We start from the raw sequence: 25,637 nt of genomic DNA, 5'->3' as shown, positions 1-25,637 counted from the left end.
CGGCGAAGCCGTCCGCCTCGAATGACTGGTTAGGCCGCGTTGCCACGGAACCTACGCCGCAATAGTACGCCTGTAGCGGAAATTGCAGCCCCAGCCAGCATTGCAATGTATGAAAGGAGAGCTTGGCTGTGCGGCTGGCCAAGGGCAACTTGGTAGTGCTGCATGGCCTGGCTGTGAGACGACAACACAAAGGATATCGGCAGGTAGTCTTGAAGCAACGGCGTGCCCAGTACTCCGGTCAATGCGACAGCAGCGCCGAGAGCGATGACCAAGTTTGCGACAAGTTTTTTCATGCGGCCTAACGCTGAAATTGAGCGGCGGCGTAGCCGTCCGCCTCGAATGATTGGTTAGGCGCTCAATTGCGCCGTAGCAGTAAAAACATTGCAACCATAACTAAAGTGGCAGCCAACAGCTCAGCGAAAAGCACACGTGCGTCTACAGACCCAAAATATAGCTGTCCTTGGGGGCCTGGCGGTGCAAACAAAAAGTGGTAGCCAAAGTTGAAGTGCTGTGGCGCGTTACCAGACGATATTGTTGTTTCGTAGGGAGGAAATAGCGTGGCGACAACTACCACACAGATGTAGATTGCGAGCGCACATCGTTGCGATATCGATATTGTCATCATTGTTCCTCGGCTTGACAGCCTAACGCTGGAGTTGAGCGGCGGCGTAGCCGTCCGCCTCGAACGAGATGTTAGACCACATCCTAGCCGAACCCCTTTTGATGCGCGTCCTTGACCCAGGCAACGTCGATCGGACCATTGAAACCAACAACTGCATCGACGCTGCAGTGTGGGCAGATTGCTGTGTGGCCTGGCTCGTCGCCGTCGCACCACTGCGTAATAGTCGAGGGAAGAAATTCGGCGAAGCAGTAGTAGCAGATTGCTACCTCGCTGGCGAGCAGCTGCTTTCTATGCATTGACGTGCCGCAAGTTCTGCTCATGGGGTCTAACGCTGGAATTAAGCGGCGGCGAAGCCGTCCGCTTGGATGACTGGTTAGGCTCAGTACGTGTAGCTCGCGTCGTACTTGCCTGAGGAATACAACTTGAAGGTGCAGCTTTTGAACAACCCTTTTTCCTCTGTGCTGATGAGCCGGGCAAGTTCGTAAAAACTACGAGCAAGCATTGGCACACCCGTAAGGTGGCCAGAACCTTGCGCGGCCTGATAGGAAACAACAGCATCGACGCGCGAACCCGCCAAAGTGACGTTGGCCTCGATGAATGACCAGCCAGCAGGAGCTACCCCAGATAACGCGTTGCCGATGGCTTGATAGCAAGTAATTTGGTCGGGAGTTTCCATAGAGCCTAACGCTGGAGTTAAGCGGCGGCGCAGCCGTCCGCCTTGAACGAGATGTTAGACCGAACCACCCCAATGGGAATCATGCTGCGAGCCTACGGATTGCCTGGCGCACTTGCTCGTCTGGCACCAAAGCCGCGAGGCGCTGCTCGAATGTGGCCGCGAACTCGGGCGATGCTTGGCCCGATGAAACAAGATTGACTCCCTGACGTAGCTCTTCGATTAGCCGCCAATCCTCATCGGTAACGCCAGATACGTCACTAGACTTTTTGCGAGACCATCCATCGGCGTCACCGCCGAATGACTGATACGTACTTATTTTCGCAAGTGTGAGCATGGTTTGGAGTGCGGTCTAACGCTGGAGTTAAGCGGCGCGCGGCGTTTCGCGCGTCCGCTTGGACGAGATGCTACGCCGCAACTATGCGCAAGCATGATTGCGGGACAAGAGCATCTTGATTGGACTCCAACTCGACCAAGTAGACAGGATCATCTCCTAGATCCTCGACACTTACGAGAGATCCGGAATCGCCGGTATGTTCACCGCCAACTACCCGGACATACGCATTGTGCTCAAAAGACACTCCAACCAAGGGCTGGTGAGCAAGAAACGCATTGAATTGTTCGTGTGTTGGTCGCATGAGGCCTAACGCTAGAGTTAAGCGGCGGCGAAGCCGTCCGCCTTGAACGAAATGTTAGAACTCAACGACGCTCACGTTGCCGCTGAACTCACCCGAAAGTTGCTCTGCAAGGAAGATAGCATCTTGAAGGGTTTCGTCCGGACCGTGAAACGCCGTAAGCATGAAATAAGGGCTTGAACCATCACCAACGCACAGGCCATCAATGACGTCCTCGATCCGTGAGGCGTCGAAACCGACGACACCCACATATTTGATTTGCTCTTGGATCCACTGCGCGACGATCGCATCCAGCTCGGGGCGATAGCCTTGCAATGAGTGAAGAACAATCTTGCGTGGTGTGGCCATTGAGTTCTAACGCTGGAGTTAAGCGGCGCGCGGTTTTTCGCGCGTCCGCTTGGACGACTGGTTAGAGGGCGCTGCTCCCCGCAACGCGCGCTCTGCTTTTAGCGATAGTGGCACATACTCCTCAGCCATAGCACCGTCGAGAACTGCTCTGAACTGTGCACTTGAAAAGAGCTCGATAGCCTCGGGACTTTTGAGGTGCGATAGCAAGTGAACATAGTCTTCGAACGCTGCGCTATTTCCTATCCACAGTGCCGGAACTGGAGCTGTGTCGAAGGGCCTCTGGCAATCAAATTTCGGAAGCAATTGGGCGAAGATTTGAACAAACTTGTGACAGCTTCCGTTTTGAAATTCCTGGCCGCACTCGTGGTAACTGGCGTCGAGGTCCGGCAGCAACTTACTTGCGGGCCAAGTAACGTTTGCAGCGTTGCCAACAAGCGGAACAAGCATGAAAGCTAATGACAACAAATTTGCGCGATAGCTCACGGAGTGCCCTCTAACGCTGGAATTGAGCGGCGGCGTAGCCGTCCGCCTCGAATGATTGGTTAGGCATGCCTATTTTTGGCACGGATACGCTTGTTTAAGGGCTCTGACTACCAACACGTTTGCCTGCTCGTTCCAGAGCTGCGGATTGTCTGCCAAATATTTTCTTACTACAGCTGACGCTTGGCTCAAGGGAACATCTGCGGGAACGCAAAACGCTATGCCATTGAAGCTGTCTTGGACGCCGCCTACGTACCCGCGAAACATTGAAATGTCGACGGTACTGCCACTGCTCAGAAGGTGCTGATTGAGATCGTTGCCCGTGAAATAATTTGCGGACGCAGAGCCAGATGCGACAAGCAGAAGTAGCGCAATAAGTGTTTTCATGTGGCCCCTTTTTGCGGCCTAACGCTGGAGTTAAGCGGCGCGCGGCTTTTCGCGCGTCCGCTTGGACGATGGGTTAGGCCCCGAACCGCACGGCGACCGACCGAATGGCTGGCATTGCCAAAGGCGAAGCCCAATTCTTGAGCGACTCTAGCTGAGGTGCCAGGCTAGCGCGCGCCTCTAGAGACCACAGCTCGCGGGTATTGCCGACAGGGAGACCATCCAGCTCTGAGCAGACCTCGCTGATTGCACCGGCGTCGAGGTCGCCAGCGGGTAACTCGGCCTGGGCGAGAAGCGGCCCAAGAAACCAACATGCGTCAAGAACGTCGAGTTCGCCGGCTACGGCAGCCACTGCGACACTGCCTGCCTCTTGCCGTAATTGTTCGATGTACTCGGCGTGCGACATCTTTTCCATAGGGGCCTAACGCTTGAGTTAAGCGGCGGCGAAGCCGTCCGCCTTGAACGAAATGTTAGGTACCAACCTACAGACCTAGCTCTAGCTCCGCTGCTCTCGTGTTGTCGTTAACAACTACGAAAAAAACATTGCCAAAGTCTTGTTTGATGCCTTCGTAGGAAACAGACCACGCACAGTCCTTGGGAATGTATTCGTAGTGTGCCTTAGGGGCACGATAATTGGATAGGTCAATTCCAGAAGCCTCGGCCTTGTGATTGGCGATAGCTAGCACTTCGATTTCAGCGAGACGTGCGGTCGGACATGCGGCATGACCGGAGCTTGCAAAGAGGATAGTGAGGACAAGAGTTTGCAGGCGGGCAACATGAGTTTTCATTGGGGCCTAACGCTGGAGTTAAGCGGCGGCGCAGCCGTCCGCCTTGAACGAGATGTTAGCCGTCTTGCGCAAACTCACCAACTGCGACAACCAAGGTTGGCGAATTTTCAAACTGACGCAGAGTGTCTGATAGATGCATATGGTCGAAATTCTTGCCCAGCTGCTCCATGGTCTGCGCGGCATTGAGTAAAAAGCCAGCAATTTCCCTGAGCTCTTCGGAACTGGCCACTAGCGTCACCTCAGCGAGCTCCGAGGGAGCATGCTGCTCGGGAGTTGACGAGAGAAAGCCAAATAGCTTCATGCAGGTGAATCTCCAATACGGCTAACGCTTGAGTTGAGCGGCGGCGGAGCCGTCCGCCTCGAACGATTGGTTAGGCACGACCCGCCAATGGAGGCCGCTACAAAAAATAATGTAGCAGATGCCAACGATGGCTAGCACTGCGGGAATTTGCCACCACCAAACAAACCGCCACCGACGGACCAATGCCAAGCCGCTAAGCAAAAACAACAATGGAAATACTACAGACAACGCGGCAACTACCGGTGACCACTCGGAATGCTGAGATGCGAGGGATCCGCTGGAAGAAAACATTGCGCTGACGGAGAGGCCGGACAGAAGCAACCAAAAGCCTGCAAGCAATAGCCAGAACCAGCCGATGACCTTGATTTGATTGATCCGAGCCAATTTTGAATGCCTAACGCCTGAATTAAGCCGACCCGCGAAGCGGGTTCGGCTTGAATGAATTGTTAGGCGCCACCTTATGCAAGCTGAGCAAGCCAAGGAAGTGCATGCGGGGACACGACATATGTGTCGCCGTTGTTGTCTTGCTTGAACACAAAGCCATAGTCAAAGTCACCCTCTGAAGGGAGCCAGAAGACTGATGGCTCATGGCGGAAGTCTCCGTCCCAGCCTTTGTCCGAAGCAGCGATTTTTGCGGAATCCCATGCGTCTAAGAACGCCTTGGCATTGGCCGCATTGAGCCCATCAGGTTGATTGAAATCGTCGGGGCCTGTAGCAATCGCTACGAGTGTTTCTTTGACTGTTTTGACATGCTCCCAGCCGAAGTCGATGGCCAGAAGCTCGTACACGTGCCAGTTCATAGCTCTGTCTCAATGTGGTGAGGGAAATTGATGTGGCGCCTAACGCTGGAGCTAAGCGGCGGCGTAGCCGTCCGCCTTGAACAAGTAGTTAGATGTGCGTGCAAGACTGCTAATGAATGCGTCAGCGGCTTGACCGCCGCGCAATAAGCACGGCCCACCATAAGCTGCTAACAAAGGCAGCGGCCGCAAATGCATACACAGGTGCCACGTCTTTGTAACCGGTAGCTGCGTCCCAGTAAAGCCATGCAAACGTCGCCGCCACAGTGATGAGCAGGGCGAGTCCAACAAGCCAATGCCAGGGCTTGAGCGCCCAAGCGTCTTGCATAGCGCGCACTTCGGGAGACGCTGGCCAAGCCCGCGATCGTCGAAAGATCGCAAGGAACGCGAATATAGCGAGCAACCCGATACTTCGGATGCCAAAATTGTTGTGTCCGTAATAGATGAAAATTGCCGCGACTGCCAACAGCGCGAACTGCGCGATGAGAAAGAGCATGCGTTTAATTTTGTTCTGCATACTTGCCTTACGCCGAAAGCATCTAACGCTTGAGTTGAGCGGCGGCGTAGCCGTCCGCCTCGAACGAGTTGTTAGGCATCATGGCACTTCGGCGGGGCATGCAGCTGGGCTTGCCACGAATATTTTTGAGTTAACCCGCATAGTGTCGGCTCGATACGCTCGGATGTTATCAACGGTGCCAGTGTCTACGACGGTGAGCAAATTCGTCTCTGCGCAGAACTCCAGCTCAACATAGGAGCCAGCTTGGCTACCCGCCTTCGCAAACGTCACAAAAACGAGATGCCGCTTATGAGCAGCTATGGCCGACGAAATAGCCGAGTTTGCCGAGTCTGTGTACGCGTCGAACGAAGGATGTTGCCGATGTGACGAATTCAGGTAAGCCTGGGCTAGGTCTAACGCCAAGCGATGATCGTAGTGAAATGCATCGGCTGCCGAGGCACCGAAGCTAGCGAAAATCACAACGGCTGCAAGAAAGCTCTTCATGAGGCCTAACGCTGGAATTGAGCGGCGGCGTAGCCGTCCGCCTCGAATGAGATGTTAGGCGCATTGTTTGAGCGCGAACTCACTTGAACTCATGCCCAGGTTCACCCAAAAAATAGAACTTTGCATTGTGCTTCCGCTCGATGTGCTCGAGGTCTACCCTGACGCTCCCTAGAGCCAAAGATAGTGCCTGGACCGAATCAATGCCGACGGTATACAAGAGGCGATGGATAGAGTCGCCTTGAATTTCGTAGTCGCATTGCCAGTCACCCTGCTCGATGGGGTGGGGTTCGAAGAACCTCACAACAACATCTTCTTCAGCCCCCGACGGGAGTTTCAACAGCAATTTGCGCTCTGCGGATGTCGGATTCATGACGTGGATTAGATTCTGCGGCCTAACGCTAAGTAGACCCCACAAGTGGGGTGTTGCGCCGAGTATGCGATCCGGCACTGATCCGTTCAAGCGGCGAATTCCTACAGCAGATCATGCGCTTGCGCTGCATCGTCGGCGCCGGCGTGGGCGCAGGATGCTGGTGTTATCCGACACTTTTGAGGGTGTATGAGTTACGCAGAAGAAAGTGAGGGTGTAACGGGGGCGAAAACGCCGCGGTTGTTGGATCAGGTCCGTGCTCGTTTGCGTTTGAAGCATTACAGCCTGCGCACAGAACAGGCGTACGTCGGCTGGATTCGACGTTTCATTCTGGCGAATGAGAAGCGGCACCCGCGTGATATGGGGATTGCCGAGGTAGAGGGCTTTCTCAGTGCGCTGGCGACCCGGAACCAAGTGGCGGCGGGCACTCAGAATCAGGCGCTTTCGGCGTTGCTTTTTTTATATCGGGAGGTCTTGTCGATCGAACTGCCGTGGATGGAGACGGTCGTGCGGGCCAAGCGGCCGCAGCGAGTGCCGGTGGTGCTGTCGCGTGATGAGGTGACTCGGCTGCTGGTCATGCTGGAGGGATGTTTCGGATTGATGGCGTCGCTGTTGTATGGATCGGGCATGCGTCTGATGGAGTGCGTGCGCTTGCGTGTCAAGGATGTCGATTTCGGGCTCAACCAGATCTGCGTTCGGGACGGCAAGGGCGGCAAGGATCGGCATGTGCCGTTGCCACGGCGGTTGTGCGATTCACTGCGGACGCAACTGGATCGGGTGGCCGTGATCCATCATCAGGATCTGGCTGAAGGCCATGGCGCGGTCTGGTTGCCGCATGCACTGGCGCGCAAGTATCCGTCGGCCCCGCGGGAACCCGGTTGGCAGTATGTGTTTCCTTCGGGTCAGCTTTCGCGTGATCCGCGTGGCGGAGAGCTGCGACGTCACCATGTCGACGAGTCCGGCCTGCAGCGCGCGGTGCGCGCGGCGCGGCTCAAAGCCGGCATTGCCAAGCCCGCTACTTGCCACACCCTGCGGCACTCCTTTGCCACCCACTTGCTGGAGGCCGGCCAGGACATTCGCACCATACAGGAATTGCTCGGCCACAAGAACATCGCGACAACCCAGATTTACACCCACGTGCTCAATCGCGGCGGTCACGGAGTACTCAGTCCGCTGGACCGCTGACGCCGGAGCTGCGGCGTCGCAATTGATGTCATGCCTTGCGCGGCCAGTTGAGTTCCACAGTGTGTTCCATGCCGTCATCGACCAATGGGATGAAGCCGTCGGCTTGCGCCACGCCATCCAGCCACACGGCGCTCGCCGTGCCGGCATCGCTCTGTCGCAGGTTGATCCGGTAAAGCGTGTCGCGGTGGCGATAGTCCAGCGAGAACCCGTCCCACTCGGCCGGCAAAACCGGTGCGAAGCGCAACTTGCCGGCGTCGAGTTGCAGGCCGAGCAGCGATTCGACTATGAGGCGATACATCCAGCCGGCAGAGCCGGTGTACCAGCTCCAGCCGCCGCGGCCGACGTGGGGTTCGACGGCATAGACGTCGGCGCTGACGACGTAGGGCTCGACCTTGTAGACGTCTATTTCCTCGGCGTCGCTGCCGTGGTTGACCGGGTTGATCATGCGCGCCAGATCCCATGCGCGCCGGCTGTCGCCGAGTTCGGCGAAGGCCATCGTGGCCCAGATCGCGGCGTGGGTGTACTGGCCGCCGTTCTCGCGTACGCCGGGGACGTAGCCCTTGATGTAGCCGGGATCGAGTGCCGATTTGTCGAACGGTGGGTCAAGCAGTTGGACCAGGCCGGCGTCGCGGCGTACCAGATGGGTGTCGAGCGATTCCATGGCCTGCAACCGACGTTCGGGCGAAGCGATGCCGGACAGTACCGACCAGCTTTGCGCGATCGAGTCGATGCGGCATTCGTCGTTGCCGCTGGAACCGAGCGGGGTGCCATCGTCGAAATAGGCGCGGCGGTACCAGGCGCCATCCCAGCCGTGCTGTTCCAGTGCGACGCGCAGTTGCGCGACTTCGCTCTCGCAGCGCAGTGCAAAGGTTTCGTCGTCGTGCAACCGCGCGACCTCGGCGAAGCGGTTCAGCACCTCGCAGCAGAAGAAGCCCAGCCACACGCTTTCGCCGCGTCCCTTTTCGCCGACGCGGTTCATGCCGTCGTTCCAGTCGCCGCCGCCGATCAGCGGCAGGCCGTGCGCGCCGCGCACGAGGCTGTGTTCGATCGCGCGCACGCAATGCTGGTACAGCGTTTCGCGCAGGCCGGACGGTTGCGGCAGATCGTAGTAGGACTCCTCGCCGGGATGCAGCGGGCGGCCCTCGATGTAGCCGATTTTTTCGTCGAGTACGCCAATGTCGGCGCTGGCCAGCACGTAGCGCGCGGTGGCGAGCGGCAGCCACAGGTAATCGTCCGAACAGCTGGTGCGCACGCCACGGTCCAGCGGCGGATGCCACCAGTGCTGCACGTCGCCTTCGGGAAACTGGTGCGCGGCGCACAGCAGCAGTTGCGTGCGGGCGAGGTCGGGGGCGGCATGCAGCGTCGCCATCGAATCCTGCAGCTGATCGCGGAAGCCGAAGGCGCCGCCGGACTGGTAGTAGCCGCTGCGCGCCCACATGCGACAGGCGATGGTCTGGTACAGCAACCAGCCGTTGGCGAGTACGTCGAGCGCCGGTTCCGGCGTGCGGATCTGCACCGCGCCCAAGATGCGGGCCCAGTGCGCGCGGATCTTTTCCAGTGTGTCGGCGGCGGTGCCACTGCCGCGGAAGCGCTGCACCAGCGCGCTGGCATCGGCCACGTCACGGCCAAGGCCGAGCCGGAAAATCACCTGGCGTTGTTCGCCCTCCTCCAGCGCTACCGCCACCTGCAGCGCGGCGCACGGATCCAGCCCCGCGCCGAGACGACCGGAAAGATGCGCACGGCCGAGTCCGGCCGGTGCGCGGGTACTGCCGTTGCGGCCCAGGAATTCGCCGCGGTCGCCGGCGATGCTGCGGGCGGGATCATCGACGTCGAAGAACGCGACGCGGTTCGGGAACTCGGTGTTGTAGGCGTTGCGGGCGAACAGCGCGCCGCTGGCGGGATCGGACTCGGTGACCACGTGCATCGAGGTCTTCTCGCGCAGGTCGCCAAGCAACCACTCGACGTAGCTGGTGATGGCGAGCTTGCGCGGGCGGCCGGAATCGTTGCGCAATTTCAGCACCGAGAATTTCACCGAGGCATCCAGCGCCACGTAGATCCACAGCTCGGAGCGGATGCCGTCCTCGTCGTGCTCGAACACGCTGTAGCCGAAGCCGTGGCGGGTGATGTAGTTGCCACTGCCGCGGCAAGGCAACGGTGTCGGCGACCACACCTGGCCGGTTTCCTCGTCGCGCAGGTAGGTGGCTTCGCCGCTGGTGTCGTCGACCGGGTCGTTGTGCCACGGCGTGAGGCGCAGCTCGTGCGCGTTTTCGGCCCAGGTATAGGCGCCGCCGCTTTCGGAAACCACCGTGCCGAAGTGCGGATTGGCCAGTACGTTGGCCCAGGGCGCCGGGGTAACCTGACTCGGTCCCAGCGTGATGACGTATTCGCGGCCGTCGGCGCTGAAGCCACCGTGCGGGTTGGTCAGTTGCAGCGTGCCGGCGACCGGTTCGGCCGGCGCGATGGCGGGCGCGGCGAGGCGTTTCGGCGCGCTCGGTTCAAACGCGGGCGCGTGCGTCTCCACCACGCGCCGGCCGATCTGCTCGGCCAGGCTGCCGCGGTTGTCGGCCAGGATGATCCGCGCGCTGGCCAGCACCACCGTGCGGTCTTCGCCGGACAGTTGTTGCGCGGGACGCACGAAGATGCCGCCGGGGCGATCGAGCAGGCTCGCTTCGCTGCCCGAGGCGATCAGGCCCATGATCTGGTCCTGCAGTTCCTGCCGGTAACCGGCGCGGTCCTCGTTCCAGATCACCAGGTCCACCGCCAGGCCTTTCAGCCGCCAGTACGCATGCGCCTGCACCAGCTGGCGCACCAGTTCGATCCGCGCCGGATCGGCGATCTGCAGCAAGACGATCGGCAGGTCGCCGGAGATCGACTGCCCCCACAGGCCGGACTGGCCACGGCGGTTGCCGCGCAGGATGGCGGGCTCGGCGCGCAGGCTGGCATTGGGGAAGATGATTGCGGTGGCCATGTGCTCGTACAACTGCGCATCGGCGAGGCTGGCGTTGAGCTGGCGCAACAGCACCTGGCTGTGCGTCCAGGCCAGGTCGAACACGCGATCGGCGAGGTGGCGGTCGCGGTATTTGCCGATCAGCTGCAGGCAGCTGTCGCGGCTGTCGGCCATGCCGGTGACCAGGTCGACGGTGGCCGACTGCTCCGGCTCCAGCGTGATGCGGCAGCGGATCGCCACGATCGGGTCGAGCACCGAGCCGGCACTGTTGGACAGTTCGGCCTGGGCGCCATCGAGCGCCCGCGGCTGTGCCGTGCTGCGTCCGCGACCGATGAAGCGGGCGCGATCGGTCTCGTAGGAAATCGTGTCGATATCGGCGTTGTGCACGGCCAGCAGGTGGCACATCCACGGCACCTGTTCGTCCGCCGAACGCGGTCGACGCGTGCATACGATCGCCTGCAGCGCCGGCATCAGTTCGGTCTGCACGAACAGCTTGCTGAAGGCCGGATGCAGCGCGTCGGCGATCGGCGGGGCCAGGACCACTTCGGCGTAGCTGGTCAGTTCGATGGTGCGCCGCGTGCGGCTGCGGTTGGTGATGCGCGTGCGGCGCAGCTCGATGTCGTCTTCCGGCGACACCACGATTTCGGTGTGCGCATCGAAGTCGCGTTCGCGCACGCGGAACTCGGCGCGGGCGTCGGAGAAGATCGCCTCGAACAGTTCGGTCTTCTTCAGCGTGGGCTGGTACGAGGTCGACCAGTACTCGCCGCTGGCCACGTCGCGCAGGTAGCAGAACATGCCCCAGTGGTCGCGCGTGATGTCCTCGCGCCAGCGCGTCAACGCCAGTTCGCCGCGGCGGCTGTAACCGCTGCCGGCGCTGCTGATCATGACGTGGTAACGGCCGTTGGAAAGCAGCTGCACGGCCGGTCGCGGCCGGTCGGGATCGACGAAAACGCGCAGCCGCGCCTCGGCCGCACGCGGGCTGCCGTCCACTTCGGGGAAGCCGGAGGCGTGCAGGTATTCGGCGGCGGTTTTCGGCACGCGTTCCTGCAACAGCAGGCTGGTGGCCTGGAATTGCGGGTCGGACTCGAAGCGGCGCTGCATCGGGCGGCCGAGCAGCGCGTAATCCAGCGCCAGCAGGCTCATGCCCTGGTGGTGCGCCATGAACGACTGCACCAGCGCCGATGTCGCACCCAGCGGCAACCGCGCCGGGGTGTAGTCGATCGCTTCGTACAGTCCGAAGCGCCCGCGTCCGCCAACCTCGACCAGCCGCTGCAGGTTTCGGGTGGCGGCAGCCGGCGCTACCATCAGCGCCAGCGCGGTGGCGTAAGGCGCAATCACCACGTCGTCGCCCAGACCGCGTTTCAGACCCAGGCCAGGCACGCCGAAGGCGCGGTACTGGTAGGTGAAATGCGTGTCCATCGTGTTGTAGCCGGACTCGGAAACGCCCCACGGCACGCCGAGCTGGTTGCCGTATTCGATCTGCCGCGCCACCGCGGCGCGGCAGGTCTGCTCGAGCAGGGTGCCTTCGTAGCTGGGCATCACCAGGGTCGGCATCAGGTATTCGAACATCGAGCCGGTCCACGACAGCAATACCGGTTCGCCGCCGCTGGTGGTCAGCAGGCGGCCCAGCGAAAACCAGTTCTCCTGTGGCAGCTGGCCCTGCGCGATGCCGACGAAACTGGCCAGCCGCGCTTCCGACGCCAGCAGGTCGTAGTAGCCCGCGTCGAGCCGACGGTCGTCGACGTTGTAGCCGATCGCCAGCAGATCGCGCGCGCTGTCGTACAGAAACCGGTAGTCCATCTGCGCCAGCTCGTCGGCCTGCTGCGCCAGCTGTTCGATCGCACCGATACGCTCCAGTGCGCGTGAGCGCATCGTGTCCGCGTCGATCCCCGCCGGCCAGCACAGCGGTTCGATACGGGCCAGCTGGCGCAGGGTGGGAATGCCGCTGAAGCCGACATCGTCGTCGTCGGGCGGATCGAGCTGGAACGCCAGCGCTTCGTCGGTGAGTTCGCTGCACTGGTCGAGCAAGGCGTCGAGCCAGAATTCGGCATCGCTGGCGGGCTCGACGACGAGGGTCTGCGCCAGGGCGTGGGCATGGTCGAGCTGTCGCTGCAGCAGGCTCGTCACGGCACTGGTGCGCGTAGGCGGCGCGTCCAGCGCGTCCTGCAGTTCCCGGCGCAATGGATCCAGTGCGTCGGCGGCATCCGCATCGAGTGCGTCGTGCAGCAGGTTCAGCGTATCGAGCAGGCCCAGCAGTACACGCGGCTGGAACACCGGTTCGTCGATCAGCTCCAGCAGGCCCGGTTGCAAGGTCAGCAGGTGGCCGGCCAGGTTGCCGCTGTCCACCGCCGAGATGTACAGCGGCGCCAGCGGTTGCAGGCTCAGTGTGTCGTACCAGTTGTAGAAGTGGCCGCGATGGCGCGGCAGCTGCTGCATCGTGGCCAGGGTCTGGCGTGTGCGTTCGAGCAGCCGGCCGGTGCCGAGGAAACCGAAGTCGTGGCCGGCCAGGTTGGCCAGCAACGCCATGCCGATATTGGTCGGCGACGTGCGGTGGGCGATCACCGGACCCGGCTGCTCTTGCAGGTTGTCCGGCGGCAGCCAATGGTCGGCCGGCCCCACGTGGATGTCGAAGAACGCCCAGGTCTGCCGTGCCAGGCCGCGCAGGAACTGGCGCTGCGCCGATGTCGGCGCGAAGACGTCGGCCGTGCGCGGCTGGCTGATCCACCAGGCGATCGATGGTGAGAACAGCCACAGCACCAGCAGCGGCGCCGCCAGCACCAGCACCATCGGCCGCTCCAGTGCCAGCGCCACGGTCAGTACCAGCGCCAGCAGCGGACCGATCCACATCAGCCGCCACAGTGCTGCCGGCGCGTTGCTGCTGTGCCGCTCGACATCGCTGGAGGTCTGCCACTGCAGCAGGTGACGATGGCTGACGACGATGCGCCACAGCGTGCGCACGATGGCATCGAGGTGATACAGCACTTCGTGCGGCAGCCATGCCAGCCCCAGCGCCATCCGCGCGAAGTGCTGCATGCCGGCCTTGAAACCGGCGCGCAGGTGCTGGTCGATCTGTACGTCCTTGGGTTTCTGCACCAGCTCCAGCAAGGCCGACAGCAGCGGCGGCACCAGCACCATCGAGAGCACCGCCAGGGTCCACGAGAACACCGGCGAGATCACCAGCCAGCCGAATACCAGCAGCACCAGCAGCGACACCGGCACCAGGCTGCGACGCAGGTTGTCGAGGATCTTCCAGCGCGACAACGCGGTCAGCGCGTTGCGACGCCAGCCATCGTGCGCGGTCGGCGCCCACGGCAACAACCACGGCAGCAACTGCCAGTCACCGCGAATCCAGCGATGGCGACGCTTGACGTCGGCGCCGTAGCGCGACGGATACGCCTCGAACAATTGCACGTCGCTGAGCAGGCCCGAACGCGCGTGGCAGCCTTCGACGAGGTCGTGGCTGAGGATGCGGTTTTCCGGAAAGCGGCCTTCCAGCGCGCGCTCGAAGGCTTCGATGGCGTAGATACCCTTGCCGATGAACGATCCCTCGCCGAACACGTCCTGGTAGACGTCCGACACCATCTGCGTATACGGATCGATACCGGCGTCGCTACCGTACAGCTGCGCGTAGCGCGAGCGTGCCGTGCTGGGCAGGCTGATGCCGACGCGCGGTTGCAGGATCGCGTAGCCGGACACCACGCGGCGTTGTTCGGGGTCGTATACGGCGCGGTTGAGCGGATGGTCGATGGTGCCCACGAACGCCTGCGCCGAATCGCGCGGGAGTTCGGTGTCGGTATCCAGCGTGATCACGAACTGCACCGGCGGCAACGTGGCGATGTCGCCGACGATCAGCATGAAGCGGTCGTGCGCGTTGCCGCGCAGCAGCGCGTTGAGGTCGGCCAGCTTGCCGCGCTTGCGCTCGTGGCCCATCCAGCAACGTTCGGCCGGGTTCCAGCGACGCGGGCGGTGGAACAGGAAGAAGCGGTCCGCCTCGACACTGGCGTAGTGCTCGTTGAGTGCCTCGATGCGCCGGCGCGCCAGTCGCAGCAGCGCCTCGTCGCCGGGCAGCGTTTCGCTGTCGGCGTCGGCGAAATCGGTGAGCAGGGCGAAGTGCAGGTGCTCGTCGCGATTGCCCAGGAAGCGCACTTCCAGTGCTTCGACCAGATCCTCGATGTCCTGCGCGCTGGCGAACAGGGTGGGAATCGCCACCAGCGTGCGTGCCGTGGCCGGGATGCCGTGCGAGTAATCCATCCGTGGCAGTTGTCGTGGTGCGATCGCCAGCGTGGCCGTCCAGTTGAGCAGGCTCATTCCCAGCTGGCTGGTCAGGATCGCGGCCGGCAGCGCGATCGCGATCAACACCCACAGCGGCAGTCCGTCGTGGGCGGCGGCCGCGACCAGCGGTTGCGCGAACGCGAAGGTGAGCAGCGCCAGCAGGCCGAGATAGATCGGCAGCGGGGCCCGGTCGAATCCGCGGCGCAGCGTCTCGGCCAGCCGTGGCCGGATGCCGAGCTGGCGTTCCAGCGCGCGCCGGCCGCGATCGATCAGGTAGAAGCCGACATGCTGCGGCAACGGCGGACCGTCGTCGGTCGGTGCGCCGCTCTGGCTCAGCGCGATGGCGGCTTCGGCCACATCCAGTTCGGTCAGCCGGCGGTGTCGCGCAAGCGCCTCGACCACGTGGCGATAGCGGTCGCGCGTGGCGAAATCCATCGCCGCGTAGACGCCGGCCGGATCCTCGCGCAGCTGCTGTTCCACCATGCTGCAGTGCTCGACGAAATCGCGCCAGTCGATCGCCGACAGCGCCCGCAGGCTGCCGATGCTGTTGCTGATCGATACCTGGTTGGCCGCCTGCTGCTGCGCCTCGAGCTGGATCAGATGCTCGATGCTCTGACCGGATTCGGCCAGGCGCTGCTCGATCCAGCTCAGCGGCAGCGCCAGCGCGGGACTCTGGCCCTGCAGCCGCCGCGCCATTTCGGCGACGAACGGACCGGTCATCGGCGGGTTCGAGCGGGCCATGTCGGCCACCACCAGCACCACGCTCTTCGGATCGCGCTCGGCGGTCGAGGTCATGGTGTCGGCCCAGCGCACGGCCTTGCCGCGATAACGCCAGTCCGCCATCACCCGTGCGGCGACGCGACGCAGGTTCTCGATCAGGGCCAGTCGCAGCATGATCGGGATCGCCCACAGCTCGCCCAGCTTCAGCGGGGTCACGCTCTGGTAGGCATGGATGAATCGACGCAGGCTGGTGGTGTCGACGCGGCCATCGCCGTGGGAAATGATTTCGAGCGCGATGTCGTAGACGCGCGGCAAGCCCGCCGACGGACCACCCTCCAGCCGCGGCAGTTCGCGGCTGTAGCCTTTCGGCAGATGCCGGCGCGCAATCCGGATCTGTTCCTCGATCAGGTAGAAGTTGTCCAGCAGCCATTCGCCGGCCGGGGTGATCCGCCGCTTGTGCCGCGTCGCGTTGGTCAGCCGCTCGCCGGTGTGGGTCAGCACCGCCTCGTTGTCGGCCAGCCGCGTCAGCAGCAGATCCGCGCTGGAGCGGTCACTGAGACGGTGCTGGCCGGCCAGCGCGCGGCCGTGCTGTTCCATCTGTTCGGCGCTGAACAGTTCCGAGCGTAGCGCCGGTTCCTGCTCGGGGCGCGTGCGGGCCGCCGCGCGACGGCGACGGAAGGCGTGCAGGCGACGCAGCTTGAGCAGGTCGAGAAAGCTGCCGATGTTCAAATCCACTCTTCCTGGGGTTTCGTGACCGGCCGCAGACGTGTGGATCCGTTGCCGTGCGGGCGATGGTCGCCTCTGACGGGCGGTGGCGACCGGCTTATGCGCCGACGTTACACGCCAGCGTGTGAAGACCGCGCGTTACGATGGCGCCCTCACCTGCCCGCTGGAGCCGTGCCTTGCCGATTCGCCCCGCCTCGATCGCCGACCTCCCCGACCTGGTTGCCTGGAACGCAGCGATGGCATGGGAAACCGAACACAAACAACTCGACCCCGCGATCCTGCAGCGCGGTGTGCGCGGCGTGTTCGAACAACCGCAGCGAGGTTTCTACCTGGTTGCCGAACGCGACGGCGTGGCCGTGGGCAGCCTGCTGGTGACGTACGAGTGGAGCGACTGGCGCGACGGCGATTTCTGGTGGATCCAGAGCGTCTACGTGGTTCCCGCGGCACGCCGCGGCGGCGTTTTCCGTGAGCTGTACGCCGATGTCGAACAGCGCGCGCAGGCCGCCGGCGCGATCGGCCTGCGCCTTTACGTGGAAACCGAAAACCGGCATGCGCAGGCAACCTATGCCGGACTGGGCATGCAGCGCTGCCACTATTTCATGTACGAAGCGCTGCTGCCGGCGGCGCCGTAGAGGCTCTGTTCAGTCCGATTCGGTGAGCCGCTGCTGGAACTCGTCTGCCGGGATCGGCGCACCGTACAGATAACCCTGCAGCTGCGAGCAACCTGCATCGCGCAGGAAGGCGCCTTGCGCGGGAGTTTCCACGCCTTCGGCGACGACCTCCTTGTGGAGGCTGCGTGCCATCGCGATGATCGCACTGGTGATGGTGGCGGTGTCGGGGTCGCTGATGATGTCGCGCACGAACACGCGGTCGATCTTCAACGCATCGATCGGAAAATGTTTCAGGTAGGACAGGCTGCAATAGCCGGTGCCGAAATCATCCAGCGACAGCCGCACGCCGCGCTGCCGGATCCGCTGCAGCAGGCTGGTGGTGCTGTCGCCGCCGGACATCACCATGCGTTCGGTGAGCTCCAGTTCGAGCAGGCCGGCATCGAGCCCGGTTTCGTTCAACACGTCGTCGAGCCAGCGATAGAACTCGGTATGCTGAAACTGCAGCGGCGAAACATTCACCGATACCGGAATGGGCCGGCCGATGCCTTGCCACAGCTGCGCCTGCCGGCAGGCCTGGCGCAGCACCCAGGCGCCGATCGGCAGGATCAGCCCCGAGTCCTCGGCCACCGGGATGAACTGGTCCGGCGTGTACAGCTCCTGCCCGTTCGCATACCAGCGCAGCAGCGCTTCGGCGCCGACGATGCGGCCGGTCTGTGCGTCCACCTTGGGCTGGTAGCACAGGCTCAATTCGTGTCGCGGCAGCGCCTGGCGCAGTGCGGTTTCGATCCGCCGGCGCGCAAGCGCGCGCTCGTTCATCGATGCGGTGAAGAAACGGTAACCGTGCAGGCCCTGCGCCTTCGCCGCGACCAGCGCGGTTTCCGCATGCTGCAGCAGATCTTCCGGCTCGGTGGCATCGTCCGGATAGATGCTCACGCCGATGCTGAGCCGCAGCGCCAGTTCGGCGACGCCATCGACGCGGGTCTGTTCGCCCTGGGCGATCAGGTTCTGGCACAGGCTGGCCGCCTCGCCGACGCTGTCCAGGTGCGGCAACACCACCACGAATTCATCGTCGCCATGACGGCTGAGCAGTGCGTCGCCGGGCAGGCAGCGTTGCAGTTGCGCGGCGAAGGCGCACAGCGCGCGATCGCCGACGGCGTGGCCGCACAGTTCGTTGATCTGCTTGAAGCGATCGATATCGATATACAGCAAGGCGGCGCGCCGCTGGCGCCGACCGGCAGTGGCCAGCGCCTGTCCGATGTGCCCGTGCAGCTGGCTGCGATTGGGCAGGCCGGTCAACGCATCGTGCTGGGTCAGGTGGATCATCTTCAACGCCAGCGCGCGGGTCTCGCTGACGTCGTGGAACACCAGCACGCCGCCGATGACATTGCCGGCGTTGTCGTGGATCGGCGCGGAGGAGTCCTCCACCGGCGTATCGAAGCCGTGGCGGTGGCGCAGCAGAGCCCTGCCGGCGAGGTCGACGATGGTGTTGTGCGCGATCGCCGTACGCAGCGGATTGGCCACGGCATGGCCGTGCTCGACATCGAACAGCTGGAAAATCTCTTCGATCGGATGGCCGCGTGCCTCCCCACCGACCCAGCCGGTCATTGCCTCGGCAATCGGGTTGAGCGAAGTAATGCGCAGCTGCGGGTCGGTGGTGATCACCGCATCGCCGATCGAGCGCAGGGTGACTTCGGCCAGTTCGCGCTCGCGATGCAGCGCGTCCTCGAACGCCTTGCGCTGGCTGATGTCCTGCGCTTGCGAAACGCAGTACAGCGGCGCGCCATACTCGTCGCGCACCAGCGAAACGCTGAGCTGTAGGTGCACGACGTGGCCGTCCTTGTGCAGGTTGCGCTTCTCCAGCTGGTACGACTCGCGCTGGCCGGCCAGCAATTGCGCCATCAGCAGGGCGTCGACCGCGATGTCTTCGGCGGGCGTGAGCTCGTTGATGTCCAGCGCCAGCAGTTCCTCTTCGCGATAGCCGAGCATCTGGCAGACCGCCGCGTTGACGCGCAGGAAACGGCCGTCCGGGCGGGTCAGCGCCATGCCGATCGCGGCATGCTGGAACGCACCGAAGAAGCGCTGCTCGCTTTCGCGCAGTTGCAGCTCCAGGGTGTAGCGCTCGGTGATGTCGACCAGCGCGGTGAACACCCCGCAAACCTCGCCGTCGGCGTCGATATCCGGCTGGAAGTTGCCACGGGCGTAGCGCCGCTCGCCACCGTTGTAGAGCTCGCCCTCGTAGCTGGCCAGGTGGCCGGCATACGCCTGTTCCAGCGCCGCGCCGGCCAGCCGGTGGTTGCGCCGGCCGATCACGTCGATCAGGCGCCGGCCGATCAACCACTGTGGGTCGATGCCGAGCCAGCTGCGGTGGGTTTCGTTGGCGTAGCGGAAACGCTGTTCACGATCGAGATAGGCGAGCAGCGCCGGAGCGCCGCGCAACATCCGTGCGGACCAGTCCGGCCCGTCGAGAAGCGATGGCAATACCTGGGCTGGCTTCTGCGGCCGCATGGTTATTCCGTCTGCTGTGGCGCCCCCTGTCAACGCCGCTGCATCATGCGCCGAGTTGCCCTCCTTGCCCAGTGGTCAACGAACAGGGCTGTTCAATGCAGCGGCGTGGCCGGCGCGCCCAGCTGGCCGTGGTCGTCCAGCACGATCCGGCCCAGCGCATGCAGTTCACCGGCAATGCCATAACGATCGGCCAGCCGTGCCAGCAAGGGTCCCAGCGCCTGCGGTTGCAGCGGATAGCCGTGCGCCAGCGCGCGCGCCCGACCACCGTCGCCGCGCTGCGCCACGGTGATCGCCACCACACCGAGACCGGCCGCCTCGTGGGCGAACAGCGCCGGCGGGTCGTAGTCGGGTTCGACCGCGGCCAGGGTTTCCAGCAGGTAGCCGGCCTCGGCTTCAGCAGCCTGCGGCGTCGAGGTTTGCAGCTGCAGGGGCAGCTGATGCGCATCGAGCAGCGCGGCGTACTGGCGCAGCTCGAACACGATGCCGGCAAACGCATGCGCACGTCCGGCGTTGTCGCCGGTCTGCGCGGCCAGCCATTGCGCCGGCGACTGCGCCAGCACCGAGCCCTGGGTGTAGTGCAGCGCCAGGCCGCGGGCGCTCAACACCGATTCGTCGCGATTCGGGGTCAGCAGCGCGGCTTCCAGCAGAACCCACAGCGCGGCCAGGTTGACGTGTTCGTACTGCACGCAGGTCAGCGCCAGCAGATCGTTGCGGCTGAGGTAGCGCACGTGTTCCAGCCGGATGCCGAGCGTGCGCATCAGCCAGTCGGCGGTCAGTGGGCCGGCTTCGCCGCGGCCGACCAGCTGGATTTCCAGTTGGTCGGACAGTGCTTCGGCCAGCTCCGCCGGGGCCAGCAGGTTCAGCGGCAGCAGTCGCATCGGACCGTCGGCATGGATGGGCGAGGGCTCCAGCGGCTGCGTTGGCATGTGGCCATCGTGGGTGCCGAACGCCACCACGTTTTCCAGATGGCCGCGCGGCACGCGCCGGGCCAGTTCGTCCAGCGTGGCCCACACCGGAAAGCCGGGCCGCAACAGTTCGACCTGGTCGAACAGCGCGCCGGCGAGTGCCAGGCGCGCCGTGTCGACCTGCGGCACCAGGCTGTGCAGGTCGGCGGCAACCAGCTGCGCCAGCTCGGCGGCTTCGTCACGGTTGAGCGTCATCCGTGCCGGTGGCTCGCCGGCGACCGGCTCCAGGGCCAGCACGATGGGCAGGGCGAGCAGCGTCTGTGTTTCCACGCGGTGATGATTCCGAACGGCAAAGGGGACCGATTCTACCATTCAGCGTTTTGGGCTTCCGCCGCGCGGCATGGCGGGTTAGCCTTGACTGACTTGAGTTGTGGACTGTTCTGAGCATGGAAAATACGCAGAGGCGCGTCGGGGTGATCGGCGGCGTACGCATCCCGTTCTGTCGCAACAACACCGCGTATGCCGACGTCGGCAACTTCGGCATGTCGGTGAAAGTGCTCGGCGCGCTGGTCGAACGCTTCGGCCTGCACGGCGTGGAGCTCGGCGAAGTGGCGCTCGGTGCGGTGATCAAGCATTCGTCCGACTGGAACCTGGCGCGCGAGGCGCTGCTCAGTTCCGGGCTGGCGCCGACCACGCCCGGCATCACCACCGCGCGCGCCTGCGGTACCTCGCTGGACAACGCGATCATCATCGCCAACAAAATCGCCGCCGGGCAGATCGAGGCCGGCATCGCGGCCGGTTCGGACACCACCTCCGATGTGCCGATCGTCTACGGCAGCCGCCTGCGCAAGCGTTTGCTGGCGATGAACCGCGCCAAGACGCCGATGGACAAACTGCGCGCCGCCGTGCGCGGGTTCTCCTTCAGCGAGCTGAAACCCTCGTTTCCCGGCGTGGCCGAGCCGCGCACCGGCAAATCGATGGGCGATCACTGCGAACAGATGGCGAAGGAGTGGCACATCACGCGCGAGTCGCAGGACCAGCTGGCGCTGGACAGCCATCACAAGCTGGCCGCCGCCTATGACGCCGGTTTCTTCGAGAACCTGCTGGTGCCGTTCCGCGGCCTGAAGCGCGACGGCTTCCTGCGGCCCGATTCGACGATGGACAAGCTGGCGTCGCTGAAGCCGGCGTTCGACAAGACCTCCGGCCACGGCACGCTCACCGCGGGCAACTCCACCGGCCTGTCCGATGGCGCTGCCGCCGTGTTGCTGGGCAGCGATGAGTGGGCTGCGCAGCGCGGCCTGAAAATCCAGGCCTACCTGCGCGATGCCGAAGTGGCTGCGGTGGATTTCGTCCATGGCGAAGGCCTGCTGATGGCACCAACCATCGCGGTGCCGCGCATGCTGGCGCGCAACGGCCTGACCCTGCAGGATTTCGATTACTACGAGATCCACGAAGCCTTCGCGGCGCAAGTGTTGTGCACGCTGCATGCATGGGAGTCGGCCGATTACTGCAAGAACCGGCTCGGCCTGGATGCGCCGCTGGGCTCGATCGATCCGGCCAAACTCAACGTGCACGGTTCCAGCTTGGCGGTGGGCCACCCCTTCGCGGCCACCGGCGCGCGCATCATCGCCACGCTGGCGAAATTGCTGGAGCAGAAAGGCACCGGCCGCGGGCTGATCTCGATCTGCACCGCCGGCGGCATGGGTGTCACAGCTATCCTCGAACGGCCGTAGATCCGGACGCCGCACGACCATGCCGCGACTGCGCACCACCACGGGCCTGAGTGCATTGGCGCTGGCGATCGGCATCGCCGGCACCGGCTGGCTCAGCACGTTGACCTCCCACTGGCACGGGCCGGCGTCGCGGTTTGCCGCCGTCGTCAGGCACGCGCACGCCGTTCCGCACGCCCTGCCCTCGAGGCGCCGTTCGCATGGCCCGGTTTACGTCGTGCAGGCGCATCGCGCGCCGCTGCAGCCGATCGATGCCGACAGCGGCACCGCGCAGGCAGCCGTGCCGCTGATGCCGCTGGCGACGCCGGACGACGGCTCGCAAACGTGGGACAGCTTGCGTGGCCATCTGGACGGCCAGGTGCGGCTGCACGTGGACATCGATGGCGGTGGTCGGGTCCGTGCCGCCCGCCTGACCGAATCCAGCGGCGATCCGGTACTCGACGAACATGCCTTGCGCAGCGTGCAGGGCTGGCGTTTCGCGGTGCCGCCCGGTCACCCCGACGGCTTCGGCGGCGAGTTGCCGATGCGCTTCTCGTCCCGCGACAGTCTCGCCCGCGTTCCGTAACGCCGCGTCCTACATCACGCCCTTGGCACCTGCGCCGAACGCGGTGAACAACCGGGTGATGATGAGCTTGGGCGACAGCGCCACATCGGGGAAGTCGCCGACCGGCTGGTAGCAGGTATAAAAGCCGGGGTCGACGGCGCGCATCGGATGGCAGCCGGGCTTGAGGTCGTAGCTGGTGGCGTAGCGGAAGGGCCACAGGTCGAACAGCGGCAGGCTCTCCGAGACGGTGCCGATGGCCTGGTTGATGTCGGACAGCACCGGCACCAACGGTTGTCGCGGTGCGATCACCCAGGCGTTTTCCGGTTGGGTGTTGCGCATGATGTTCCGGCGCAGCTGATTGGCGAACGTGTTGTCGTAGATGATCACGCCCGCTTCGGTGTTGTAGTGGTCCGAGCGCGGATCGAAGTTGTGCGAACCCACCATCGCGAACTCGTCGTCGATCACGATCGATTTAGCATGCAGGCCGAAACGGCGTCCTTCGCTGAGCAGTGGCGCCGGCCGGCTGTTGCTGCCGCTGCGGCTGCCCAGAAGGTGAACGCGCGCCTCGGTGGCGCTGGCCGGGCTGGCGGTTTCGACCGGCAGCGAGGTCGTGTCCATGCCGAGGTTGGCCAGTTCGTTGTCCACCGCCGGGCCTGGCGCATGCGGTTTCAATTCGTGGATCTCGAAACCGAAGGTCTTCAGGTACCGCTTGCGATGCTTGTACGACATCGCGTAAACGGCAAACGCATCGGTCGAGGCCAGCGAGTTGGTCGAGACGATCACCCGCGGCGGCGCATCGCTCCCGTGCAATCGCTTGAAGATGCGCTGGGCGCGCTTGCTCATCACCAGGTACGGCGTCTGCAGCAGCACTTCGTGTTTCGCCGCGCCGATCATTCGCATGATGTGGTGGGTGAAATCCAGCGCGCGTTGCTTGTGCGGCTTGTCGGTCTTGGCCGGCAGGTCGCTGAAGTACTCGACCTGGCCGACCTGCATCGAGGGTTCGACCAGCCATGCGCTCAGCCATTGCGGATCTTCGGCGGCCTGTTGCACCTGGGCGACCCGCAACGGCCTTCGGTAGTGGGGTGCCGGCCACACCGGTGCGACACGGTCGGCCTGGATGCGCCGGTTGACGTCACGCAGGTGGGTCAGCGGCACCGAGCGCTTGTGCCGCCAGAACAGCTCGAAGCTGGCCGCCATCTGCAGCGCGGCCGGGCCACCGACCATGACGTCGCGGTCGACATAGTCGAACTCGTCGTCCCAGTTGAAATAGCGGTCCTCGTAGTTGCGCCCGCCGGTGATGCCGATGCGGTCGTCCACCAGCATCAGCTTGTTGTGCATGCGTTGGTTGAAATGCCCGAAGCAGCACAGCACGCCGGCGGCGAATTCCAGCGGTGGCGTGTGCGCGTTGTGGAAGGTCGGGTTGTACAGGCGGACCTGCAGGTTGGGGCTGACCCGGGCCAGCCGGTCGAGCAGGTCCATGTCGTCGAAGGAAAACAACTGGTCGGCCAGGATGCGCACCAGCACGCCACGCCGCGCCGCCTGCACCAGTTCGTCCAGCACCAGCTGGCCGGCGTCGTCCTGGTCCCAGATGTAGGTCTGCATGTCGATCGACTGACGGGCGGCGCGGATCAGGTTGATGCGTGCGGCCAGCGCCGGCTCGCTGTCGTCGAGCAGGGTGACCACGTGCACCGGGTGCTGTGCCGTGGAGTCCGTCAGCGCCCGGGTGGCCGCGTCGAGCAGCGGCGATGGCACGGCGCAGTGGTCGGGCCGATCGCAGCTGCTGCTGCGGTCGATGGTAGCTTCGACCAGCGCATCGGCGCGACGGATCTGCGCGTGCGACAGCGTGCAGCCTTGCAGCAGGACGGCGGCGAACAGCGTGAACAGGGCGAGCAGGCGCACGGGCATGTGCCCATGATACGGGGGATGGCCAGGCGCCTGTTCAAAATTTCCGATGGCGTTGGGTCTGGCCTGGCCGCCGCTAACGGCTTCCGGCGCGGGACATTCGAAGGTCCCGGACAGGCTCACCGTTTGATGTGCTGGCCGGTGGCGTCCCCAGCGTGATCGACAAGCCCAGCTGCACCTGGTCGGAAAGCGCGGCGCGGTGGCTGTCCATGCCGAATGCGCCACGCGAAAGCGTGCCATGGACCTGGATCACGCAGCCGGTGGAAATCGTGCGGCAGTCGGTCGGCCGCAGCTCGAAATGCACCGGCAAGGTGACGCCGTGCAGGTTGAGCAGACCATCGAGCGCGCCACCGTTGTTGAGCGTGGCCAGCGCGACCGGCTCGGACACGAAGTGGATGCGGGGGTAGCGCGCGGCGTCGAAGAACTCGGTGCCGAGCGCCCAGTTCCGGAAGCGTGTGGACGCCATCGCGAGACTGTCGATGCCGATGTGTGCATCGACCGTGGCCAGGCCGCGCGGATCGACCCGCACCTGGCCGTCGATCCGGGTGAAGCGCCCGTCGATGGCGTGCAGCCAGAGCAGGCGCACGGCGAAATCGGCGTGCGAGCGATCTGCTTCGATACGGTAATCGGTGGAGAGCGCCGAGGCTGCGGGCAGCGCCACGCCAGCCAGCAGGAGCAGCGCGGGCGAACGCCTCACGGCGACCAGAATGCATCCAGCCGGGCATTGCCCGGTTCCAGTGCGCCGTCCAGGTGCAGCACGGCCAGCGCCCCGGGCGGCATACCGCGGAACTCGTCGGAGCGTCCCTCGACCAGCAGCGCGACCAGTCGCTCGATGCCGGGATTGTGGCCGACCAGCATCACCGTGCCGGCGTCGCCGTGCTGGTCGAGCAGCGCCAGCAGTTCGCCGGGCGAGGCGTCGTAGATTTCCCGGGCCATTTGCGGCACCGGTGCGGAATCGATCGCGGCCAGCGCCAGTCGGGTGGTCTCGTCGGTGCGCCGGGTCGGTGAGCACAGCACACGATCGGGGCGGATGCCATGGGCGGCCAGCCACAGTCCGGCAGCCTGGGCTTCCTGTTCGCCGCGGGTGCTCAGCGAGCGGTCCTGGTCGTCACCGGAGGTTTCTATCGGCACGGCTTCGGCGTGCCGCAACAAGATCAGTTCGTGCATGTAAGGCTCCGGGGTGGGGTCGCGCAGG

General features: G+C 64.0%; 21 protein-coding genes. 4 read left to right on the top strand and 17 right to left on the bottom strand.

What is annotated here, in order from left to right:
* Positions 1 to 29: 29 nt before the first annotated feature.
* From ACPPVV_RS18750 to ACPPVV_RS18700, 11 genes are all read right to left on the bottom strand, one after another.
* Positions 30 to 293, bottom strand: a complete 264-nt coding sequence (locus tag ACPPVV_RS18750; protein ID WP_426701365.1) for a hypothetical protein — start codon at positions 291 to 293, stop codon at positions 30 to 32.
* A 708-nt stretch (positions 294 to 1,001) separates the two neighbouring features.
* Positions 1,002 to 1,298: a hypothetical protein gene (locus ACPPVV_RS18745; RefSeq protein ID WP_426701364.1), complete on the bottom strand. Its 297-nt coding sequence runs from the start codon at positions 1,296 to 1,298 to the stop codon at positions 1,002 to 1,004.
* A 689-nt stretch (positions 1,299 to 1,987) separates the two neighbouring features.
* Positions 1,988 to 2,278: a hypothetical protein gene (locus tag ACPPVV_RS18740; RefSeq protein ID WP_426701363.1), complete on the bottom strand. Its 291-nt coding sequence runs from the start codon at positions 2,276 to 2,278 to the stop codon at positions 1,988 to 1,990.
* Between the two features lie 18 nt (positions 2,279 to 2,296).
* On the bottom strand, positions 2,297 to 2,761 hold the full coding sequence (locus tag ACPPVV_RS18735) for a hypothetical protein (RefSeq protein WP_426701362.1): 465 nt from the start codon (positions 2,759 to 2,761) through the stop codon (positions 2,297 to 2,299).
* A gap of 69 nt (positions 2,762 to 2,830) precedes the next feature.
* Positions 2,831 to 3,025: a Rap1a/Tai family immunity protein gene (locus ACPPVV_RS18730; protein ID WP_426703282.1), complete on the bottom strand. Its 195-nt coding sequence runs from the start codon at positions 3,023 to 3,025 to the stop codon at positions 2,831 to 2,833.
* Between the two features lie 599 nt (positions 3,026 to 3,624).
* Positions 3,625 to 3,930 carry a hypothetical protein gene (locus tag ACPPVV_RS18725; RefSeq protein ID WP_426701361.1) on the bottom strand — a complete coding sequence of 102 codons (306 nt, stop codon included), beginning with the start codon at positions 3,928 to 3,930 and terminating at the stop codon, positions 3,625 to 3,627.
* A 55-nt stretch (positions 3,931 to 3,985) separates the two neighbouring features.
* Positions 3,986 to 4,231, bottom strand: coding sequence for an Imm32 family immunity protein (locus ACPPVV_RS18720; protein WP_426701360.1), 246 nt, complete (start codon positions 4,229 to 4,231; stop codon positions 3,986 to 3,988).
* Between the two features lie 21 nt (positions 4,232 to 4,252).
* Positions 4,253 to 4,615, bottom strand: coding sequence for a hypothetical protein (locus ACPPVV_RS18715; protein ID WP_426701359.1), 363 nt, complete (start codon positions 4,613 to 4,615; stop codon positions 4,253 to 4,255).
* 74 nt (positions 4,616 to 4,689) lie between these two features.
* Positions 4,690 to 5,019 (bottom strand): hypothetical protein, encoded by a 330-nt coding sequence (locus ACPPVV_RS18710; RefSeq protein ID WP_426701358.1) that lies wholly within the window; start codon positions 5,017 to 5,019, stop codon positions 4,690 to 4,692.
* A gap of 133 nt (positions 5,020 to 5,152) precedes the next feature.
* Positions 5,153 to 5,545, bottom strand: coding sequence for a hypothetical protein (locus ACPPVV_RS18705; RefSeq protein WP_426701357.1), 393 nt, complete (start codon positions 5,543 to 5,545; stop codon positions 5,153 to 5,155).
* Positions 5,546 to 6,107: 562 nt separating this feature from the next.
* A complete protein-coding gene (locus ACPPVV_RS18700) occupies positions 6,108 to 6,398 on the bottom strand; it encodes a DUF6968 family protein (protein WP_426701356.1) in 291 nt (96 codons plus the stop codon).
* Positions 6,399 to 6,584: 186 nt separating this feature from the next.
* Between ACPPVV_RS18700 and ACPPVV_RS18695 the strand changes: the two genes are divergently transcribed.
* The gene (locus ACPPVV_RS18695) at positions 6,585 to 7,580 is read left to right on the top strand and encodes an integron integrase (RefSeq protein WP_426701355.1); all 996 of its coding nucleotides are present in this window, start codon (positions 6,585 to 6,587) and stop codon (positions 7,578 to 7,580) included.
* 28 nt (positions 7,581 to 7,608) lie between these two features.
* Here the strand turns inward: ACPPVV_RS18695 and ACPPVV_RS18690 are convergent, their stop codons facing one another.
* The gene (locus ACPPVV_RS18690; RefSeq protein ID WP_426701354.1) at positions 7,609 to 16,248 is read right to left on the bottom strand and encodes a GH36-type glycosyl hydrolase domain-containing protein; all 8,640 of its coding nucleotides are present in this window, start codon (positions 16,246 to 16,248) and stop codon (positions 7,609 to 7,611) included.
* Between the two features lie 140 nt (positions 16,249 to 16,388).
* Here ACPPVV_RS18690 and ACPPVV_RS18685 point away from each other — a divergent pair, with 140 nt between their 5' ends.
* A complete protein-coding gene (locus tag ACPPVV_RS18685; RefSeq protein WP_426701353.1) occupies positions 16,389 to 16,877 on the top strand; it encodes an N-acetyltransferase family protein in 489 nt (162 codons plus the stop codon).
* A gap of 9 nt (positions 16,878 to 16,886) precedes the next feature.
* Here ACPPVV_RS18685 and ACPPVV_RS18680 read toward each other — a convergent pair whose 3' ends face one another.
* Entirely contained in the window at positions 16,887 to 19,361 is a 2,475-nt protein-coding gene (locus tag ACPPVV_RS18680) for a sensor domain-containing protein (RefSeq protein ID WP_426701352.1), read from the bottom strand.
* Positions 19,362 to 19,453: 92 nt separating this feature from the next.
* On the bottom strand, positions 19,454 to 20,596 hold the full coding sequence (locus ACPPVV_RS18675) for a hypothetical protein (RefSeq protein WP_426701351.1): 1,143 nt from the start codon (positions 20,594 to 20,596) through the stop codon (positions 19,454 to 19,456).
* Positions 20,597 to 20,712: 116 nt separating this feature from the next.
* Here ACPPVV_RS18675 and ACPPVV_RS18670 point away from each other — a divergent pair, with 116 nt between their 5' ends.
* Positions 20,713 to 21,999: an acetyl-CoA C-acetyltransferase gene (locus tag ACPPVV_RS18670; RefSeq protein ID WP_426701350.1), complete on the top strand. Its 1,287-nt coding sequence runs from the start codon at positions 20,713 to 20,715 to the stop codon at positions 21,997 to 21,999.
* Positions 22,000 to 22,018: 19 nt separating this feature from the next.
* Positions 22,019 to 22,561 (top strand): energy transducer TonB family protein, encoded by a 543-nt coding sequence (locus ACPPVV_RS18665; protein ID WP_426701349.1) that lies wholly within the window; start codon positions 22,019 to 22,021, stop codon positions 22,559 to 22,561.
* A 9-nt stretch (positions 22,562 to 22,570) separates the two neighbouring features.
* On the opposite strand, the gene ACPPVV_RS18660 is transcribed toward ACPPVV_RS18665, so the two are convergent.
* The 3 genes from ACPPVV_RS18660 to ACPPVV_RS18650 all read right to left on the bottom strand — a co-directional run bounded on the left by ACPPVV_RS18660 (position 22,571) and on the right by ACPPVV_RS18650 (position 25,609).
* Positions 22,571 to 24,445 carry a phospholipase D-like domain-containing protein gene (locus ACPPVV_RS18660; RefSeq protein WP_426701348.1) on the bottom strand — a complete coding sequence of 625 codons (1,875 nt, stop codon included), beginning with the start codon at positions 24,443 to 24,445 and terminating at the stop codon, positions 22,571 to 22,573.
* A 73-nt stretch (positions 24,446 to 24,518) separates the two neighbouring features.
* Entirely contained in the window at positions 24,519 to 25,139 is a 621-nt protein-coding gene (locus ACPPVV_RS18655; protein ID WP_426701347.1) for a YceI family protein, read from the bottom strand.
* A complete protein-coding gene (locus tag ACPPVV_RS18650) occupies positions 25,136 to 25,609 on the bottom strand; it encodes a SixA phosphatase family protein (protein WP_426701346.1) in 474 nt (157 codons plus the stop codon). Before ACPPVV_RS18650 ends, ACPPVV_RS18655 begins: the two co-directional genes overlap by 4 nt.
* Positions 25,610 to 25,637 lie beyond the last annotated feature (28 nt).

The organism is Rhodanobacter sp. Col0626, from assembly GCF_049994385.1.
Classification (GTDB): Bacteria; Pseudomonadota; Gammaproteobacteria; order Xanthomonadales; family Rhodanobacteraceae; genus Rhodanobacter.
Note: the sequence above shows the minus strand (reverse complement) of the source record. Positions and strands in the feature narration are given on the sequence as shown.